Genomic DNA, 19,633 nt, shown 5'->3' with positions numbered 1-19,633 from the left:
TTTTATAGACTGAACCTAACACCAAAGTTGAAACGACGCATGGTAGGATAAGCACCAGAGCCTGAACCTCCGGAGAAGTTTGATTCACGGTCGTCGGGCATACGTGACCATACCCAAAGGTTGTTACCGTTGAGGTAGAGCTTCATGTAGGAAAGACCGAGTTTCTTAATCCATCCGTTGGTGAAAGTATAAGCAAGTTCCACGTTCTTAAGACGGATGTAAGAACCGTCATAGAGATACTGTGTACCATTGGAGTAACCGCTGACGGTAGAGTACCAACGAGGTATCAGGATGTCGCCTGTACCGGTTTCACCGCTCCACCAGTCACCGATGTTGTAAACGTTGTCGATGTGGTTGCCGAAGCTTACGAGGCTAACCTCACGAGTAACGTTGGTAACGCCGTAGAACTGAGCGAAGCAGCTGAATCCCTTCCACTCAAAGCCGATAGTGGCGTTGTAGGTGTTCTGGGGAGTGCCTGAATATCCGTAGGGAACAGAGTCCTTGTTGTCAACGACACCGTCACCGTTGAAGTCGACGATATAGTAGTCGCCGGGGAGGCGTGAAGCGTCGTTCACATCATGAGAGGGACTACCGTAGATGTCGTCAAACGAGTTGAGGAATCCCTTGTCAAGATAAGAGTGAGTCTGACCGATCACATATCCGGCCTGCTTCTGGTAAGCGGGCTTGAGTGCGGGGTCGTCACGGTCGATAATCTTGTTGGCAGCATGAGTCATGCTCAAGTTAGCCCATACACGCATGTTGCGGTTGATGTTCTTAGAGAAGCGAACTTCAACTTCAAAACCCTTTGACTCAGCCTTACCGAGGTTGGCGGTGGGAGGAGTCTGACCGAAGTAAGAGGGCATCGCACGGTCGTTACCGTTAATCAAGATGCCGTCACGCTTGTCCTTGAATATTTCGACTGAACCTGCAAACATGTTGTTGAGGAATGCATAGTCGATACCGAGGTTGAACTTCTTAACCTTTTCCCAACCTGCATCGGGGTTACCGAGCTTAGAGAGGTAGTAGAATGTGTACATTGAACGGTTGTCATAGCCGGTGATGTCCATAGAGGTGTTACCACCTGTGCCCCACTCGTCCATGTAGAGATAACGGCCACCCGAGTCGTCACCGATTTCACCGTAAGATGCACGAATCTTAAGTTCTTCCCACCAGTCGCGGAGGCCTTCCCAGAACTTTTCCTGAGAAACACGCCAACCGATAGCGCCTGAGTTGAAGAAACCGAAACGCTTGCCCTTCTTGAACTTCTCGGAACCGTTGTAAGCACCGTTGTACTCAACGAAGTAACGGTCGGCGAAGTTGTAGGTTGCACGGAACACCCAGTCCTCACGATACATAGGTATCATTGAACCGACAGCTGTTTCCTGACGGGTCCAAACACCGGTCAAGCCTACATTGTGAACGCCAAACTCGCGGTTCCAGTTGAGCTGGAGCTGATAGTTGAGGTTACGAAGAGTGTTGCCGTCGGAAACGCTACCTGCCTGAGTCGACCACTTTGAACCGGGGAGGTAGTCAAACTGGCTTGTAGTTTCAGTGGGGTTCTTCTTTGTAACGGCACCGGTAGCGGGGTCGATCCACTTGTACTGGGGACCGTTGTAGAGGTCGGATACACCACGACCTTGTTCACGGAACTGGTTGTCCCAAGAAATCATACCGCGGAAGTTCAAGCCCTTGGTGATGAAGTCGAGGTTCTGCTCGAGAACGAAGTCAGTGTTGATGCGGGTTGCAGTTGTCTTGAAGGCACCACCGTTGGCAAGAAGGTCGGCAGAGTTGGTAACCTGCGACGAGAATGCGGGGTAGTAACCGTAGGAACCGTCGGCGTAAACGGGACGGAACACGTTAGGTGCAATGTTGTAGGCACCTGCCCATACCTGAACGTCGTTCCAGTTGCTCTGGTTGAAGCCTGAACCGTCGTTAGGCCAAGTAGAACGCTTCTGACCGTTAGAACCTGACAAGTTCACCTTGAAAACAGTAGTCTTAGTGAGCTGGAAGTCGAGGTTAGAACGGGCGTTGATACGATTGTAACCGAAACCTGTTTCGTAACCGCGATGGTTGTCGAAGTTGCGGAAAAGGTCACCTTCATGGACAAAGTCGATAGCGGCGAAGTACTTCACGAAGCGAGTACCACCACTGATAGAAACCGCACCGTTGTAAGCCATTGCGTAATCCTTGAACAGGTAGTCCTGCCAGTCAACGTTGGGGTAACGCTCAAACTCTTCGAGGTTGGCGGGGTTGCGGTACTTCAACAATGTTTCATAAGGAGTCATGTAGCTCCAAGAGCTGGGCATAAGACCGAGTTCGTGAACAACGGCCTTGTTACGAGCTGCAAGAGCATCGAAAGAGTCAAACTTGTTAGGGAGCTTTGAAGCCGACTTCAATGTAGCGGTGAAGCTAACATCGATTTTGGCGCGTCCCTCTTCACCACGCTTGGTGGTGATAAGGATAACACCATTGGCACCCTTCACACCGTAAACGGCGGTTGCCGATGCATCCTTAAGAACTGAGATTGATTTTACAGAACCTACATCGACACTGTTCATGTCACGCTCGATACCGTCGACGAGCACGAGGGGGTCGCTGTTGTTCCAAGAGCTGGCACCACGAATGGTGATCTTAGCGCTTTCTTCACCGGGCATACCCGAGCTCTGCATTGTAACAACGCCGGGGAGGTTACCGGTAAGAGCAGCACTGATGTCATGAATACCGGCAGCACGTTCGAGGACTTCACCTGTTGTCTGAGTGATTGCACCCACAACTGAGGCTTTCTTCTGCTGACCGTAACCAACCACAACGACTTCTTCGAGCTGTTCGGCGTTGGTTTGAAGAGTGACATCTACAGTTGAGCGTCCGTTAACCTTGATTTCCTGAGGTAAATATCCTACATAAGATACTTTCAAGACAGCCGTCTTGAGGTCGGGCACTTGCAACGAGTAGTTGCCGTCAATGTCGGAGGCTGTAGCTGCGCTACCGCCTTTTAGAGCGATTGTGGCACCTATCAAAGGTTCGCCTGTATCGTCTACCACAGTTCCTCTTACCGTATCGGCATAGACTGAAGCAGTCCCTGCGATGAAGAGTAGGAGAAACGAAATGCATCGAAATATTTTCTTTACATTTTCCATTGTTATTAGTTTAAATCAAATAATTACTTTTTTCATTAGGTTGCGTCGTGATTTCTCGATTGGAGCAAATAGCGACATGGTGTAAGGTTAAATTTTCTCTCTCTCTGATAGTTTTTATTGGTTTTTTAGGTTAATTAATTAGGTTATTTATTTCTTATTGGTCGCGTAAGGGCCTACGGTAGTACCTGTGAAACCTCCGGCGTTGGCCGTCGAGGTGTATTGGGCGTCGATTCCGGTGGCAAGTGTCTGCCACTTTGCACCGTTGTCGGTCGAATAGTAGAAATCGAGGGTTTTACCCTGCGACACCACCTTCAGGTCGAGCACCGAGATAGAGTCGTTGAGCTGCTCCTTGGCAAGCTCTTCACCTTCTTTGCCGTCGATTTTATGGAGGAGCACGCATCCGCCTTTTGCGTCACGGCCGCGGGCAAGAAGGAACTGATGATTCTCGTCCTTGAACACGAGCAGGCCGGCGCACTGGTTTTCATTGCCGGCGTTGAATATCAGTCGTGTTGCGGCCTCATATTTGTGATGCTGCACGCGTCGTCCTATATAAGGTATAGCCACCTTCTCCGACGAGTTGATGTCGGCACAGTTGATAGTCAGGTAACCGGGGTTGGATGTGAGTGAGTAAAGGTCGGCGGCAGGCGTGCGCAACGTCATCCACTGGAGGCCGAGGGTGTCGGCATCGAAGTCGTCGACATCGGAGAAGTTACCGAATGTCACCTTCTCTTCGCGCTTCACGCCGGGACGGTTGAGCACCATAGGCACCACCTCTTCGCCGCGTGTCATGTAAGGCCAACCGTCATCGGTCCACTTCACGGGCATCATGAATGTTTCGCGTCCGAGGTTCTCGAATCGGCCGTCGAGCGGACGGCAAGCGAGGAACACTGCCCACCAGTCGCCCTCCTTTGTCTGCTCGAGGTCGGCATGTCCGGCACAGGTGATAGGCTCGGGACGGCCGTTGTCGAGGGTACGCTGGGTGAGTATGGGATTTCCCTGCCAGGGTTCAAACGGACCGAAAGGCGACTTGCCGCGATATATAACTTCGCTGTGCCAGTCACCGGTTCCGCCTTCGGCAGTCATCAGGTAATATGTTCCGTCTATATTATATATGTGTGGGCCTTCACACCAGATGGGCTTGTCCTGGGGACGCCATCCTTTATTGACGATGATTTTGCGTTCGCCCACGCACTTGTCGGTTGCGGGATCAAACTCGACGATGCGCACTGTGCGGTGTCCCGAATACTCGGGCTTTCCGTCGGGGGCGTCGTCATTGTTGACGATGTAACCCTTTCCATCCTTGTCAAAGAAGAATGCGGGGTCGATGCCCTGCACCTCGGGAACGTAGATGGGATCGCTCCACTCGCCGAAGGGATCCTGTGTCTTCACGAAGAAGTTGCCGGCGCCTACATTGGTGGTGATCATGTAGTAGGTCTTGTTGGCCGGATTGTAGCTGAGTGCGGGAGCGAAGATACCGCCGCTCACGTGCTGTCCGTTCATGTTGACAAGCTGCGATTCACGAGTAAGCACATGACCTATCTGCTTCCAGTTGACAAGGTCACGGCTGTGAAACAAGGGAACACCGGGAAAATAGGTGAATGTGGATGTTGCCAGGAAATAGTCGCCCTCACCGTTGGTGCATATCGTGGGGTCGGAATACCATCCGGGCAGAATGGGATTATAGAATGAACCGTCGTCGGGCAATGTATTCTGGGTATAAAAATCGTCCATTCCCTTGTAAGAGAACGAATCGAAAAGAGCTAACGATTCTTGAGGTGCTACTGCCGCAGCCTTCTCCGAGCTGCTTGCACAAGATTGTGTCATCAAGGCCAGAACCGCAAAAAATGTTAAGGTTAAATAAAAGTTCATATAATGGTACACTGTCTTTACGATTTAATGTTAAGAAGAATTATACAAATTTAGATATATGAGTGTTAACAGATATGTTACGTTGTTTCATTTTTCTACACGCACGTTACATCGCACTTCCGTTTTGTAACAGACTTCTTTGCTCACGTAACACCACATCTGGCCTACAGCACTTTAACTAAAAAGTAATGAATGGGGTTGCCGAGGACGGCAACCCCTCACTACCAAACATGTGTGTGCCATTAGTATTACCCAAAACTAAATCGAATTATCTTTTTTACCATAGGTTACTATTTTGTATCAATTTTAGACATTGAATGTGCATCATCGGACAGTCGCTCGTAGTTGAAATAATCCACATCGACATATCCGCCTTTTTCGCGTGTAGCGTAGTTGTAGATGGCAAATCGGGTTCCCATGAAGAGTCGCTGGTAATCGAATCGCATCTTGAAGTCACGGCCTATTTCATTCCACGACTTGCCGTCGGTGCTGTAGGCAAAGCGGGCAATGTCACGACCCGGACGAAAATCGGCGTTTATTCGCAGCATCACTACCGGTGAGTTCAGAGCCACGCGCTGAATCTCCTCATTGTCGACACCGAGCACATTCTTGGTGCGACGCTCCATCTTCACGACATTGGTGTGCATCACCAGCTCGGTCTTGCCGTTGTTCTTTTCAATCGAGAGAAGACCCGAGTGTCCGTTGAAAGCTCCGAATCCGGCAACGTCACCGTCCTTCATGTGCGACACATCTATCTTCACCGCGCCGTTACATTCGGGACCCTCCATTCGCTGGCTTATGGTGTTGGGTGCGTTATAGAGATTGTCGACAACGCGCGAGGTGGTCAGACGCAGATGTCCCGGACGGTCGGTGAGCGACCATGCTTCATTGACGGGACAATGGTTCCACTGCCAGTTTATATTGAGCTTGTCGGAATCGAAGTCATCGCTTGTCACAATCTTCTTGTCGGGGCATCCTGCCACGGGGCGCTCCATAACGGCGGGAATCTTTCCGTTCTCATCGCCGAGGATAGGCCAACCGTCGATCCAGCGGCACGGCATCAAGGTGAGCACACGACCCACACCTCCGCGGTCCTGGAATATCACTCCCCACCAGTTGCCCTTGGCGTCATCTACGATGGTACCTTGGCCGGCATAGGGGAATCCGCCGAATTCCGACTGAAGAATCACCTTCTTCTCGTAGGGGCCTGTGATTTTGTCGGCACGGTAGCACACCTGACGGCGGGGCTTTCCGTTGGGCCACGAAATCATAAGCAGATAATATTTGCCGTTAAGCTTCAACGCACGGCTGCCTTCGAGCAATCCGGTTTCGGTGGAGTCACGTTCAAATATCACCATGTCCACGCCACCCTCCTTGACATCGCTCAAGTCGGGGTTGAGCTCGCGAAGGTTACCAGTTCCCGAGTAAACATATACCCTTCCGTCGTCGTCAAACAAAAGCGAAGAGTCATGGAAGTGCGGAGTACGGCTCACGAGTTCCCACTTTCCGGTGGGATCGGCTGTACTATATATATAGGAGCGATAGGGCTGGTCGTTAGGCGAGAAAAGCACATAGAAGCGTCCGTTATGATACTTCAGCGAAGTAGCCCATTGGCCGCGTCCGTAAACATTTCCGTCGATAAGGCGATAGCGTGAATTATCGTCAAGCGTATCAAACACATAACTGATTACTTCCCAATTTACCAAATCCTTGGAACGCATTATAGGACAGCCGGGCATAAGATGCATCGTTGTGCTGACCATATAAAAATCATCACCTACCCTGATTACATCGGGGTCAGGAACATCGGCCCACAACATGGGGTTGGCAAATGTCGACTTGTCAGCGACTACGGCGGCACTGCTTGTGATTGTTGCGGCGAATAAAAGGAATGTTAAGTTAATAAGTAGCTTTCGCATTACAACGTGTTAATTATGGTTTAAATTGTACCGCAAAATTAATGACCGCTCACAACACTCCAAAACTATGATGATACACATATCTTTCCCTATGTAACCTCATGCAAAAGCATTGTAACAAATTTCTCTTATCACGTAACTCCGCATACTTAATAAATTACAATACAGCCATTTATTAAAGCGTGATTTTACTGTCATAAATTCATTTCACCACCCCAACTGATTTATTTATCCACTATCGCCAACACAATTATCCGCTATGATTGGCACATTAATCTACCCAACGTAACATAAACAAAGATTTACGTTACGACATCATTTTCATGATGTAGAATATAGCGTTATCTTTGTTTCAGTTAATTAACCTTAATAAACACCCGATGAATCTCAACAAGATGCTCGCCGTCGCTGCGATGGCTGCCGTGACTTCAATGTCAATGGCGAATAATCCGGTCATACAGACCTCCTACACTCCCGACCCTGCACCCTACGTGCACAACGACACAGTCTACCTCTTTGTAGACCATGACGAGGACGATGCCCAATATTTCAAGATGAAGGATTGGCAGCTCTACACCTCTACCGACATGCTTAACTGGACCTACGAAGGAACCCCGATGTCCACAGCCACATTCAAGTGGGCCAAGCAGGGCGACAACGCGTGGGCGTCGCAAGCCATCGAGCGTGACGGAAAGTGGTATTGGTACATCTGCGCCGAGGACACCACAGTCCACCTTCACGGAATAGGAGTCGGAGTATCCGACACTCCCGAAGGCCCCTACATCGACCCGCTCGGTAAGCCGCTCGTCGCCGGAGGCTTCGGCTACATCGACCCCTCGGTATTTATCGACGATGACGGACAGGCCTATATATTCTGGGGCAACAACGGATTGTGGTATGCCAAGCTAAACCGTGACATGATATCGCTCGGAAGCGAAGTTATGCCGGTGAGCGGACTCGATGATCCCGAATGTTTCGGACCGAAGGTAATGAAAATGGATTATCAGGCCGGAAAACGCAAAATGAAGACAGGTTATGAGGAAGGCCCGTGGGTGTTCAAGCGCAACGGCATATATTATATTGTATATGCAGCCGGAGGCGTTCCCGAACACATGGCCTACTCCACCTCATCAAGCATAAACGGCCCGTGGAAATACCAGGGCCGCATAATGGACGAAGCAAAAGGCAGCTTCACCATACATGGCGGAAGCATCGAAATCGGCGGCCGCAACTTCATGTTCTATCATGACGGACTTCTTCCCAACGGCGGAGGATTCCGTCGCTCGACATCGATCGAGGAGTTTAACTGGAACGGCGACAAGATTCCTTTCATCCCGTTCACCAAAGAGGGCGTTACGAAGCCTCTGCGCAACTTCGACCCCTATCAGAAGGTATCGGCCCCCACAATGGCTGAAAGCTACGGTCTTAAGACCGACCGTAACGCCGGAAAGGACAACCACTACCTCACCTCCATCAACAACGGCGACTGGCTTAAGGTGCGTTCGGTCGACTTCGGCAACAATGTTCCTTCGGCTGTAACGGTAGAGGTGAGCGATGCGCAACGTAACGGCACTGTCGAATTCTACCTTGACAATCTCGAAGGTCGTCCCATCGCGAAAATCGAAATCGCCCCCGACAGCAAGGGTCAGCTCAAGTCACAAGTCAAAGGAAAGGCCGCAGGTGTACACGACCTGCTCATCCTGTTCCGAGGTGACGACGGCGAGCTGTTCAATTTCAAATCTTGGCAATTTTTGCACTGATTAGGTATATTGGAACGAAAGAACGGCAGCCTGCGTTGATGCAGGCTGCCGTTTGTTTTTCGTCCGATTGTATTATGATTACATCGCAAAAGCGTTGAAACCGCCGTCGACCACGGCCACGGTTCCGGTTACGAATGATGCAGCGTCACTTATCAGATACTGAATCGTACCGCAAAGCTCTTCGGGCTTTCCGAAACGCTTGAACGGAGTCTGACGGATGACATCGGCACCGCGCTCGGTCAACGAGCCGTCGGGGTTGGTGAGTAGCGCACGGTTCTGATTGGTAAGGAAAAATCCAGGTGCAATCGCGTTTACTCGTATCGACGGAGTGAATTTTGTAGCCACTTCGTTGGCAAGGAATGCGGTGAAGTTGCTTATACCGGCTTTGGCTGCAGCATATCCGAGCACACGTGTCATAGGACGGAATGCGGCCATTGACGAGAAGTTGACTATTGCGCCGCAACCGGACTCAACCATCGGCTTAAGGAATATCTGAGTGGGGATTACAGTTCCTGTAAGATTTACATTAAGCACCTTCTGGAACTCCTCGACCTTTATGTCGAATATTGTGCCCGTGGGAGCGATAGTTGCGCCGGGAATGTTGCCTCCGGCTGCATTCAGCAGCGCGTCGACACGACCGTAGGCAGCCATGATGTCGTCGCAGTTCTTCTGCACTACCTCGGGATTCATTACATCCGTTACAAGGAACATTGCCTCGCCGCCTTCGGCGCGTATTTTATCGACTATGCGGTCGCCCTCTTCCTTACGGCGGCCCATCAGCACCACTTTAGCGCCCTGCTTTGCAAGGTATTCGCCTATGCAGGCGCCCAACACGCCGGTTCCACCGGTGATTACCACCACGCGGTCCTTTACTGAAAACAATTCGTTCATATTTATGTCGTATTTTTTTATATTTTACCTTCTTTAATGTCACGGTCGACTGTTGCGATAACACCCCCGACCTGTCCGAGAGCCAACATTCGTCCATGGAACGAGTATCCGGCATTATAGCCCATCTTCTCGTCGCCAAGCATCAGCGGAGCGTGGTCAACGCGCATGGGAAGCTCGGGATTGGTCTTCTCGAATATTCTCACAAGCTCGATTATGTCGGCACGGCCGCCGAGATGCGGAGCCTCGCGGAAATCGCCGTTGGGGAGCACCGATGTGCTGCGCAGATGCACAAACCATGTGCGGTCGGCATATTTGCGGGCAAGCTCGGGAACGTTGTTATGAGCTCCTGCGCTCAGTGAGCCCGAGCAGAATGTCAAGCCGTTATGCTTGTCGGGAACGGCATCAAGAAACCACTTTATGTCATCGTCGCAAGTCACTATGCGCGGAAGTCCGAGTATCTGCAACGGAGGATCGTCGGGATGCACGCACATGTTGATGTCATATTCGTTGCACACCGGCATGATAGCTTCCAGGAAGTACTTCATGTTGGCACGTAACGCATCACGATCGATTCCCTCATACAGCTTGAGGAGCTCTCTGAAAGTTGCCACAGGCGCCTCGTCATCCTCGCTTATGTTGCCGTTGACAAATCCCTGAGTCTTTACGATGATGTTCTCCACAAGACGATGCTCGGCATCGGGCGTCATCACGGGACGAAGGTCCTCGACACGCGACAGTGTCACGGCATCATAATCCTTCTCGGCATTCTCGCGCTTCAGGATGTATATGTCGAAGTAGGCAAATTCAGCTTTGTTGAAATATAGGTTGGATGTGCCGTCACCGTTGGGATACTCAAGGTCGGTACGCGCCCAGTCGAGTACGGGCATGAAGTTGTAGCATATCGTCTTCACACCGGCCTTACCGAGATTGCGCAGGCTCTCCTTGTAGTTCTCAATCAGCTTATCGCGGTCGGGGCCGCCGTATTTTATGGATTCGCTCACCGGCAGACTTTCAACAACCGACCAGCGCAGTCCGTGACTCTCGATGTACTCCTTCATCTTGTTAACCTCGTCGAGGCTCCACACCTCGCCGTTGGCTATGTGATGCAGCGATGTCACGATGCCCTCTACGCCTATCTGGCGCAACATGTCAAGCGTTATCTTATCCTTAGGGCCAAACCATCTCCAAGTTTTCTCCATATCGATTTAAAATTTAAAATATGACTTAGCGTTATAATAGCTTATATCCTCAACCATCTTCTCTATTCGTGTAAGCTCGCTCACCGGAATCTTGCCCTCCTCGATGTCACGCCCTATCAGCGTGCACACGATGCGGCGGAAATAATCGTGACGCGGATATGACACAAATGAGCGGGAGTCGGTCAACATACCCACAAACCGGCTCAGAAGGCTCTGCATCGACAGTGCATTGAGCTGCGCTTCCATGCCGAAACGGTTGTCGTTGAACCACCAGGCCGAACCCATCTGGATTTTTCCCGGCACCGAACCGTCCTGGAAATTACCAATCATGGCTGCCAGCCAAACGTTATCGCTCGGATTCAGATTATAGAGGATGCTCTTTGCAAGACAATTGTCACGGTCGAGCGCATCGAGAAAGCGTGCTACAGCTTCCGTGCAGTTGTAGCTGCCTATCGTGTCGAAACCGGTGTCGGGTCCCAGCTTGCGGAACATTCGTGTATTAACGTTACGCATAGCTCCGAAGTGGAACTGCTGCACCCAATCCTTCTCATGGTTCATGCGACAAAGGTCGAGCAATATCGATGTCTGCAGCTTGATTACCTCGTCGGAGGCAAGCATCTGTCCGCTCATAACCTTGTCAAACAATGCCGAAGCCTCAGCCTCGCTGCACTCGGCCCACGGGAACTGTGACACTCCGTGATCGGCGATGCGACAACCCTGCGAAGCAAAGAAGTCGTGACGCACACGCAGTGCCTTCATCAGGTCGGCGTAAGAAGTTATGTCGACATCGGCAGCCTTGCCAAGCGTCGCGATGTAGGCGCAATAAGCCTCAGGGTCGGTCACGGCCATGGCCTTGTCGGGACGCCATGCCGGATATACCTTGACCTTGAACCCGCTCTCCCCTATCGCCTTGTGGTATTCGAGAGTATCCACAGGGTCGTCGGTCGTACACACCACCTCTACATTGTAATGCTCCATGAGGCCGCGGGCGGTCATGCCGGGTCCGGCGAGCTTCTCGTTACATATATCGTAGATTCGGCGAGCCGACTGTGCATTCAGCGTGTCGGTAATGCCGAATGCGGTCCGCAGTTCCATGTGACTCCAGTGATAGAGCGGATTACGCATAACGTAGGACACGGTTTCGGCCCATTTCTCAAACTTCTCCCAGTCGCTTGCGTCACCTGTTATGTAACGCTCGTCGACACCGTTGGTGCGCATCGCACGCCACTTGTAGTGGTCGCCGCCAAGCCACAGCTCGGTAATTGTCGAGAATCGATGGTCCTCGGCTATCATTTTGGGCGACAGGTGGCAGTGATAGTCGATTATGGGCATATTGGCAGCATGCTCGCGGTAGAGCCGCTTGGCGGTGTCGTTCTGGAGCATGAAGTCGGGATTCATAAATGGGATTTTTGAATTCATTGCCTATGAATTTATTTTTGGTTTATCTATTTCTTTTTTAACTCCACAAGCTTATAGCGGGGTACAAGCACCTTCATCACAATCCAGCTTACGAGATAGGCTACCGACGCAATCAGGAACACGATCATGTAACCGGCATTCTCACCCGAAAAGCCAAGGAACTGCATGTCGGTATCGGTAGCGTACTTGAAAAGCTTTCCGGCACCATAGTTGGATGTGAAGCTTCCAAGACCGCTGGCAAGACCCGCAGCACCCGTCACCGTAGCGACAACCGATTTCGGGAACATGTCGCTGACCACATTGTAGACATTGGCACTCCAGCTCTGATGAGCGGCGGCCATTATGCCTATTATGACTACCGGATACCACATCGACATCTGGCCGAGAGGCATCACAAGCATTCCGAGCAGCGGGAACAGTGCGAATATCAGCATGGCGCGCATGCGACCCTTGTAAGGATTGACACGATTGCGGTTGATGAAGAACGTAGGCAAATAACTGCCGCCCAACGAAAGCATCGAAATAAGGTAGATGGTGAATATGGCGAGCATTCCCTCAGTTGAATCGGTGGGATAACCGTAGACATTGCTGATGAATGCAGGGGCCCAGAACAGCAGGAACCACCACACCGAGTCGGGAAGGAAACGGCCGAAAATCACCGCCCATGTCTGGCGGAAAGTAAACGCCTGGAACACTCCCACCTCAGGCTCGCTGCATTTCGACGAAGCGTCACACTCGGGATTGTCCTCGCCTATGCCGTCCTGTTCGATATATGCAAGCTCGGCCTCATTGACACGGGGATTCTTGCGCGGCTCCTTGTAAACAAACACCCACACGCCCATCCACACGAAGCCCAGGGCTCCGATGAGCAGGAACGCCATCTCCCATCCGTAGTGACGGGCTATCAAGGGTATGGTGAACGGGGCGAGCAATGCACCTATCTGTGAGCCCGAATTGAACACACCTGTAGCAAATCCGCGATCCTTCTTGGGAAAATACTCGGCGACAGCCTTGATCGAGCAAGGGAAGTTTCCGCTCTCTCCCACCGACAGTACGCAACGTGCCACAAGAAACAGCCACACACTCACTGTGGTTATCATCATCGACACATTGGCCACCGACTGCAGCTCCATCAAGTGCTCGCGTGCTCCCGTGAACGACAGAATCCAGTCGCCTGACACTATGCCGTTGGTGAGCACACCACAGAAGGCGTGAAGGCAAGCGCCGAACGACCATATTCCTATCGCCCACATATAACCGCGGCGAGTGCCTATGTAGTCGATAAACTTGCCTACAAATAACATTCCCACGGCATAAACGAGTGAGAAGCATCCGGTTATCAATCCGTAATCGTCGGGGCCCCAGTTAAACTCGGGAGCTATGAAATTGACCCAAGTCAACGACAGCACCTGACGGTCGAGATAGTTGATGACCAATGCGAAAAACAGCATCGTACAAATAACCCAACGGTAATTTGTCATCTTGCCGCTTGTAGCTTGTATATTATTCATGATACTTATGTTATGAGGTTATTTTGAATTACGTGAGCATGACGACTCATCCATAAACAGGAATGAAGGTATGTATCCGCCAAAGTCAACGACTATTTTCTCGAATACGATTCCCGGATCTGAAGGAGCAACCACCAAGTCATGATATTTGGCGCCCTTCTTTACAGGCAGCGTAACGCTCTTCTCCACTACGCGTCCGGCAACGGTGGGATAGAACACGCTGTAAATGTTTTCGGGATTCTCGTTGAGATTGCTGTTGAAGTTTATCGACTGTGCGTCACCTCCATCAAGAGCCACCGTGTAGCAAAGTCCGCCCTTGTCAAGGAAATCAAGTGTCGACTTCACGATGACACGTACAGTCACATTGGTTACGGTGTCGGGCAGTGTCATGCGATAGGTGAGCGATGCTCCGTCGACCTGCTCGGTGGGAGGCATTACCGAAATTCCGCTAAGTGTGCGGCCCATGTAGGGAATCACCGTCCAGCGTGCATCGCTTGTCGGTTCGGTCAGCGAATAGTAATGCTCGGCTTCCATGCTCACAAATCCGTTGGAGGGAGTGAACACATAACCGCCCTTGCAATCATCGGGATTGTCGATGCGTTTTACCATGGGCATTGTATCGGCTCTGAAGTTGTCGTTCCAACTACGATAGCCTATGTGCTTCTGCGTCATCATTCCATTCCATTTACCATCGGCCATTACCTCGTTGTAGTCGCGCATGAGTTCTGCGTCACGGTTGAAGCAACGCTCCACCTTGTCGGCCCACATATTGGCCTCGGGATTGCCTTCCTCAAAGAGCTTCAGGTTCATCGCCTGGGCATAATACATTTCATAGATATTTGACATGGCCTGAACGGGGAAAAGTATCAATTGCTTGTATGCGTCACGATATTGCGGTTCAAGCGTCATGTACTGTCGCATAGCCTCGGCCTCAAGACGCACATATTCGTCGGCTACCTTGCGCCACTCGCCGGTGTTAAGGTTATAGGTGCGGCGATCAAGCATCTCGGCAGTCACTCGTCCGTTATATTTGCTGTAGAGATTCAATATACGGGCAGCTTCGGGAGCCTGTGCTTCACCGAATTGCTGACAGCAGAATTCCAAAGTATGTTCAAGCAGATTATGTGCTGAATATTTTTCAGGCCTCCATGCTATGTCCATAAACAACGTTATAGGATACTCCATCGGCTTAAGGTCGCCCACGTTGAGAACCCAAAGCTTGTCGACACCATATTTATAAGTCAGGCTAAGCTGCTCCCACATATTCTGTATAGGAGTCACGTTAAGCCACTTCGAGTTACGGGGAGCACCCACATAGTCGACATGGTAATACATTCCCCATCCGCCCGGATGCTTACGCTCCTCGGCATTGGGAAGACGACGCACATTGCCCCAGTTATCGTCACACAAAAGATATATCACATCATCGGGGGCACGCAATCCCTTTTCGTAATATTCAAGCACCTCTTTATATAAAGCCCACACCTGCGGAGTGGCCGACGCTTTCTTGTGCGTTACCTTGCTTATGATTTTGCGCTGATTGTCTATGATTTTCTTAAGCAACTTCACATCGGCCTCGGCGCTCATGGCTTCGTCACCGTCGCCACGCATACCTATAGTCACGATGTCCTCGGTGTTCTTGGCTCGCTCGATTCCCTCAACAAAGAAGCGGTCTATCACCTCTTGGTTGGTATCATAATTCCATGCACCGTATTCTTTGCGATGACGCGCCCACTCCTGATGGTTGCGAGCCATGGGTTCATGATGTGATGTTCCCATAACCACGCCCATTTCATCGGCGGTCTTGCTGTTTTCAGGATCATCGGCATAGAAAGCCCAGCCCCACATGGCCGGCCACATCATATTACCGCGAAGACGCAATATGAGTTCAAACACGCGTGCATAGAAACGATGGTCACCGTAATCGGTTCCGTAGGTATTCTTCACCCATCCGGTAAGGCACGGAGCCTCATCGTTAAGGAACAAGCCGCGATATTTCACAGCTGGCTCGCCGGCTGTGTAGGTACCGCGTGACATCGACATATTTTCGTTATGAACAACAGGAACATCAGCCCAGTCATACCAAGGCGACACACCTATCTGCTCCGAAAGCTCGTATACGCCATATATTGCTCCTCGACGGTCACTACCCGCAATCACAAGAGCCTCATCGACTCCTGGCAGAGGCGACTGCACTGTCGACATCAAATATTTCTCATACTTTCCTTTAAGTTGTGATGCATCTATCTTCCCCGCTTTTGCGATGCGCTGCATGACAGGAGAATCGAGAGTTCCAACTATAATCATGCGCGATTCCGACGGAGCAGCGGCAAGCACTGCGTCACGCCCCGTTACTCGACCGAAGTCGGCTGCAAGGTTACGTACAGCAATTTTTACTCCTGAATCGTCGGCGTCATCAACATATACAGGCAGCGACCTGCCATCCTGTATCAATGTAAATCGGTCGGGCGACAATGATGTCGTAGTGATTCCGACATTGTCGATAGCGAAACCCGTCACCGACATTGCCATAAAAGCCGACGCGATAAGACTTTTAATTAACTTCATAACTGTGTGCGTTAATGTTTTTGGTTATATGATTGGCATTAATATTTTAACTGTCATGTGAATTTTCATGGGCACAAATTAATCAAAAGGTCATCGCGCATGCAATGCCGCCTCCTCGTCCATACCAACATGGAGCAAGCGTCACCGCCATCTTGTTTGTGTTATCTCTTCGCGGGAATAGAGCATGAGATATCACCGGATAGAGCCAATAGGCAGCCTGGGCGCTCAGTATTCCCACTCCGGCACCGGCAAGGACATCGTTAATCCAGTGCCGGCCGTGATGCAGTCGCAGCGCGGCGGTGCCTACAGCTACGGCATATCCTCCGACACCTATCCAAGGCGACACGTTCCAATATTCGCGTCGAAGCAGTTCAGCCCCCACAAAGGCGGCTGCCGCATGTCCCGACGGGAAAGAGCGCATGTCACTTCCATCGGGCCGCTCCGACCGCACAATCCCCTTCACCGAAGCGACCGTAACACCCATGATGGCATAAGCCGTGGCCGACACTATTGTCATGTCGACATAATTGTGGCGTCCCTTGACACCGCAAAGTCTTAAACCGTACATAGCGGCAAGAGGCACGAAACGCGCTATGTTGTCGGGTGCCTGAGTGCCTCCCGACGAACCGCTGTGCTTAAGCCATGTGCCCGAAAGACCGGCGGCTCCGACACCAATCAGGACAGCCGGCACGGCCAGCTGTCCCAATGAGAATCGGTAAGGATTATCATCAACCCGCCTTGATGACAGCGTCACACTGTCGACAGCCTCGGATTGTGAATAAGCACTCGTGCTCGTCCACAACAATGCCAGTGCCATCAAAATGCACTTGATCGACCGACTTGACCAACAATTATGCGTCATCATAACGGATTTACTGTTTTACAACGATTTTGCAGGATACATGGCATTCCACCACTCGGGATCGTCCTGAAGCCACTTTGCAAACCATGCATAAATGGTGTTCTGCCACTTGATGCGCTTACCGTAATCGGTTATATGGTGATCCTGATCGGCAACGGCCACAAATGCAGTTTCACGACCGAGGAGCTTCAATGCGGTAAACATCTGGATGCTCTCGCCCACAGGCACGTTATTGTCCTTATCGCCATGAAGGAAGAGCAACGGAGTGTGTATCTTGTCGGCATTGAACAGCGGGCTCTGCTTCACATAGAGGTCGGGGTGAGTCCACGGATAGCTGTTGGCCATCGACACTTCGCTGTAGGAGTATCCCCAGTAACCTTCGCCCCAATAGCTTGTGTGGTCGCTGATTCCGGCATGAGATATGGCGGCTGCGAAAATATCGGTCTTCGTCTGCAGATACTGAGTCATGAATCCTCCGTAGGAAGCACCTATACAACCTATCTTTTTTGTGTTGACATAGGGATGTTCGGCACAGAATTGCTTGGTACCCTCGATTATATCCTGAGCGACACCGTCACCTGCCGTATTTACGTGACGCGATGCAAATTCCTGTCCGAAACCGGTAGCACCGCTGGGCTCGATTACAAATACCACGTAACCCAACGCCGCATAGGCATGATGGGGATAGCGGCTCTCAAAGTTACGGCTTGTGGGGCTGCAACCGCCATAGTAATTAACTATCATCGGGTAACTTGATGCGGGATCGAAATTAGGCGGCAAATAGAAACGCCCGTGGATGCTGTCGCCACGTGAGCTCTTGAAGCTCCAGGGGCGGCACTCGCCAAGCACTACATCCTTAAGCTGATCCTTAACAGGGTCGTCGATCAATGTCGACTTGAGTGTCTTGGTGTCGAGCTTGTAAAGGCGGTCGGAATTGGAGGCACCCTGACCGAACCATGCCATAGTGCGGCCTGCATCGGGTAACGATATACCTTTTACAAGATCTTCGGGCACGGGAATCATGGTTATGTCGCCGTTAGCGGGATTAAGTCGGTAAAGACTATACATGTCACGGTTCTCGGCGGTAAAATAGATCATGTTGTCGGCACGGCTCCAGACACGCTGCTGAATGTTGGGGTCAAACTCCTTGGTAAGAGGCGTCACCTTGCGGTCGGCAATGTTTATGAGATAGAGCTGCTCCTCTACCATGCTCGGAGTGCGTCCTTCAGGCAGGTTGCGGCCTACGCCGTCAAATGATTCGGGCGAACCCGAAGCAAGCACCTTTGTGGCATCGGGTGAGAACACAGCACCCGAAATAAATCCGTCATTCTCGACCACGGGAGTGGAGGTCATTGTAGCAAGGTCGATTACATACAACGATGTAAGAGTAGTGGGGCGTGATGTCAAGCGACTGCGTGATGTGCGCACGAGCAACTTCTTGCCGTCGTCCGATATATCAGATAGCGAAACGCTGTTATGTCCGAATGTAATAGGCTGCTGAACACCTGTTGCGAGGTCATATTTAGCCAACATATAGCGGTCACGCCAACCCGGCTGACGATCCTCGGGCTGAATGATTTCATACACATCGGGGCTCTCCTTTGGACCAATCTGAACCGATGTAATCATAAGATAGCTCTCGTCAGGTGATATGGTGAACCATTCATTAGGGATGTCTGACGCAAGGAGGTCACGGCGTCCCGTGGCGACATCGACTGCATATAACGCACGGCCGTCGTTGGTGTTGCGTGTATAGTAGTAGCGGCTTCCCTTAGGCATCCACTTTATAGCTTCCGATGTTTCAGTTACGACACTACCCGTAGCGACATCGGAGATACGGTACACATATTCGTATGCCCCACCCTTGCGAGTGTGATAGTAGGATGTTATCATGTATTTGCCGTCAGGCGAGATGCTTGTAGACGATATTCTCGTACCGTGCAGTACATCGTCGAGCGTGTACATGCGTGATGTTCCGGTGCCTATTTTCAGCAGCTCGGGATGCTCCGAGTCAAGGCTCACCTTTATCGAGTCGCTCTTACCTTTCTCGCTGAGATACTTCACGGTAATCTTGTGAGTTGCGGGAGTAAGCACAAGCTGATTGCCTTCAAGTTTACGGCCGTCGACATATACATTGTAATTCTTAAGTCCCTTCACATTCAGTGAAGCCTTGGAATAGTGACGGTTTTCCACTGTAAAACCGAGCAGATGCAATGCATAGGCATCGTCACTTCCCGGAGCCACATCACCCGAAAACATCACGGGATTGCGTGATGTCGCCTGCGACACGTGAGTGTCAAGCAGTGACTTCACATCAAACTTGCGTGAATTAACATCCTCACTGTCAAACATTAATGGTATCTGCACGGGATAAGGGCCCGTGTACTCAAGCGTCTTGACATCCACCGTTTCGCCCATAGCAATTACCGACGAACATAACGCCAACATGCCAATGATTGGTCTTTTCATTTAGGTTAAAGCTTAATTTATTGGATTCT

11 protein-coding genes are annotated in these 19,633 nt (G+C 51.0%); 1 reads left to right on the top strand and 10 read right to left on the bottom strand.

Going from position 1 to position 19,633, the window contains the following annotated elements:
* Nucleotides 1-2: 2 nt before the first annotated feature.
* The 3 genes from E7746_RS01600 to E7746_RS01590 form a co-directional block, all read right to left on the bottom strand.
* Nucleotides 3-3,137, bottom strand: coding sequence for a SusC/RagA family TonB-linked outer membrane protein (locus tag E7746_RS01600; protein ID WP_123395302.1), 3,135 nt, complete (start codon nucleotides 3,135-3,137; stop codon nucleotides 3-5).
* 147 nt (nucleotides 3,138-3,284) lie between these two features.
* On the bottom strand, nucleotides 3,285-5,006 hold the full coding sequence (locus tag E7746_RS01595) for a glycoside hydrolase family 43 protein (protein ID WP_136409629.1): 1,722 nt from the start codon (nucleotides 5,004-5,006) through the stop codon (nucleotides 3,285-3,287).
* A gap of 290 nt (nucleotides 5,007-5,296) precedes the next feature.
* Nucleotides 5,297-6,925 carry a glycoside hydrolase family 43 protein gene (locus tag E7746_RS01590; protein WP_123395300.1) on the bottom strand — a complete coding sequence of 543 codons (1,629 nt, stop codon included), beginning with the start codon at nucleotides 6,923-6,925 and terminating at the stop codon, nucleotides 5,297-5,299.
* 380 nt (nucleotides 6,926-7,305) lie between these two features.
* On the opposite strand from E7746_RS01590, the gene E7746_RS01585 reads away from it, so the two are divergent.
* Nucleotides 7,306-8,685, top strand: a complete 1,380-nt coding sequence (locus E7746_RS01585; protein WP_238337289.1) for a glycoside hydrolase family 43 protein — start codon at nucleotides 7,306-7,308, stop codon at nucleotides 8,683-8,685.
* Between the two features lie 78 nt (nucleotides 8,686-8,763).
* On the opposite strand, the gene E7746_RS01580 is transcribed toward E7746_RS01585, so the two are convergent.
* From E7746_RS01580 to E7746_RS01550, 7 genes are all read right to left on the bottom strand, one after another.
* The gene (locus tag E7746_RS01580) at nucleotides 8,764-9,576 is read right to left on the bottom strand and encodes an SDR family oxidoreductase (protein ID WP_136409628.1); all 813 of its coding nucleotides are present in this window, start codon (nucleotides 9,574-9,576) and stop codon (nucleotides 8,764-8,766) included.
* Between the two features lie 17 nt (nucleotides 9,577-9,593).
* Complete coding sequence (uxuA, locus tag E7746_RS01575) at nucleotides 9,594-10,775, bottom strand: mannonate dehydratase (protein WP_136409627.1); 1,182 nt, start codon at nucleotides 10,773-10,775, stop codon at nucleotides 9,594-9,596.
* A gap of 6 nt (nucleotides 10,776-10,781) precedes the next feature.
* On the bottom strand, nucleotides 10,782-12,194 hold the full coding sequence (gene uxaC, locus E7746_RS01570; RefSeq protein WP_136409626.1) for a glucuronate isomerase: 1,413 nt from the start codon (nucleotides 12,192-12,194) through the stop codon (nucleotides 10,782-10,784).
* Nucleotides 12,195-12,220: 26 nt separating this feature from the next.
* Nucleotides 12,221-13,705, bottom strand: a complete 1,485-nt coding sequence (locus E7746_RS01565; protein WP_202877164.1) for an MFS transporter — start codon at nucleotides 13,703-13,705, stop codon at nucleotides 12,221-12,223.
* A gap of 18 nt (nucleotides 13,706-13,723) precedes the next feature.
* On the bottom strand, nucleotides 13,724-16,273 hold the full coding sequence (locus E7746_RS01560; RefSeq protein WP_136409625.1) for a glycosyl hydrolase 115 family protein: 2,550 nt from the start codon (nucleotides 16,271-16,273) through the stop codon (nucleotides 13,724-13,726).
* Between the two features lie 82 nt (nucleotides 16,274-16,355).
* The gene (locus tag E7746_RS01555) at nucleotides 16,356-17,090 is read right to left on the bottom strand and encodes a phosphatase PAP2 family protein (protein WP_168184275.1); all 735 of its coding nucleotides are present in this window, start codon (nucleotides 17,088-17,090) and stop codon (nucleotides 16,356-16,358) included.
* Nucleotides 17,091-17,153: 63 nt separating this feature from the next.
* Nucleotides 17,154-19,604 carry a S9 family peptidase gene (locus E7746_RS01550; RefSeq protein ID WP_136409623.1) on the bottom strand — a complete coding sequence of 817 codons (2,451 nt, stop codon included), beginning with the start codon at nucleotides 19,602-19,604 and terminating at the stop codon, nucleotides 17,154-17,156.
* Nucleotides 19,605-19,633: the final 29 nt, after the last annotated feature.

The sequence above is a fragment of the Muribaculum gordoncarteri genome, assembly GCF_004803695.1.
GTDB classification, from domain to species: Bacteria; Bacteroidota; Bacteroidia; order Bacteroidales; family Muribaculaceae; genus Muribaculum; species Muribaculum gordoncarteri.
This window is presented reverse-complemented; position numbering and strand designations above follow the sequence as displayed.

Coding starts and splice junctions, on each gene's coding strand:
- E7746_RS01600 (WP_123395302.1), bottom strand. CDS start 3,137: ATGGAAAATGTAAAGAAAATATTTCGATGCATTTCGTTTCTCCTACTC.
- E7746_RS01595 (WP_136409629.1), bottom strand. CDS start 5,006: ATGAACTTTTATTTAACCTTAACATTTTTTGCGGTTCTGGCCTTGATG.
- E7746_RS01590 (WP_123395300.1), bottom strand. CDS start 6,925: ATGCGAAAGCTACTTATTAACTTAACATTCCTTTTATTCGCCGCAACA.
- E7746_RS01585 (WP_238337289.1), top strand. CDS start 7,306: ATGAATCTCAACAAGATGCTCGCCGTCGCTGCGATGGCTGCCGTGACT.
- E7746_RS01580 (WP_136409628.1), bottom strand. CDS start 9,576: ATGAACGAATTGTTTTCAGTAAAGGACCGCGTGGTGGTAATCACCGGT.
- uxuA (WP_136409627.1), bottom strand. CDS start 10,775: ATGGAGAAAACTTGGAGATGGTTTGGCCCTAAGGATAAGATAACGCTT.
- uxaC (WP_136409626.1), bottom strand. CDS start 12,194: ATGAATTCAAAAATCCCATTTATGAATCCCGACTTCATGCTCCAGAAC.
- E7746_RS01565 (WP_202877164.1), bottom strand. CDS start 13,705: ATGAATAATATACAAGCTACAAGCGGCAAGATGACAAATTACCGTTGG.
- E7746_RS01560 (WP_136409625.1), bottom strand. CDS start 16,273: ATGAAGTTAATTAAAAGTCTTATCGCGTCGGCTTTTATGGCAATGTCG.
- E7746_RS01555 (WP_168184275.1), bottom strand. CDS start 17,090: ATGGCACTGGCATTGTTGTGGACGAGCACGAGTGCTTATTCACAATCC.
- E7746_RS01550 (WP_136409623.1), bottom strand. CDS start 19,604: ATGAAAAGACCAATCATTGGCATGTTGGCGTTATGTTCGTCGGTAATT.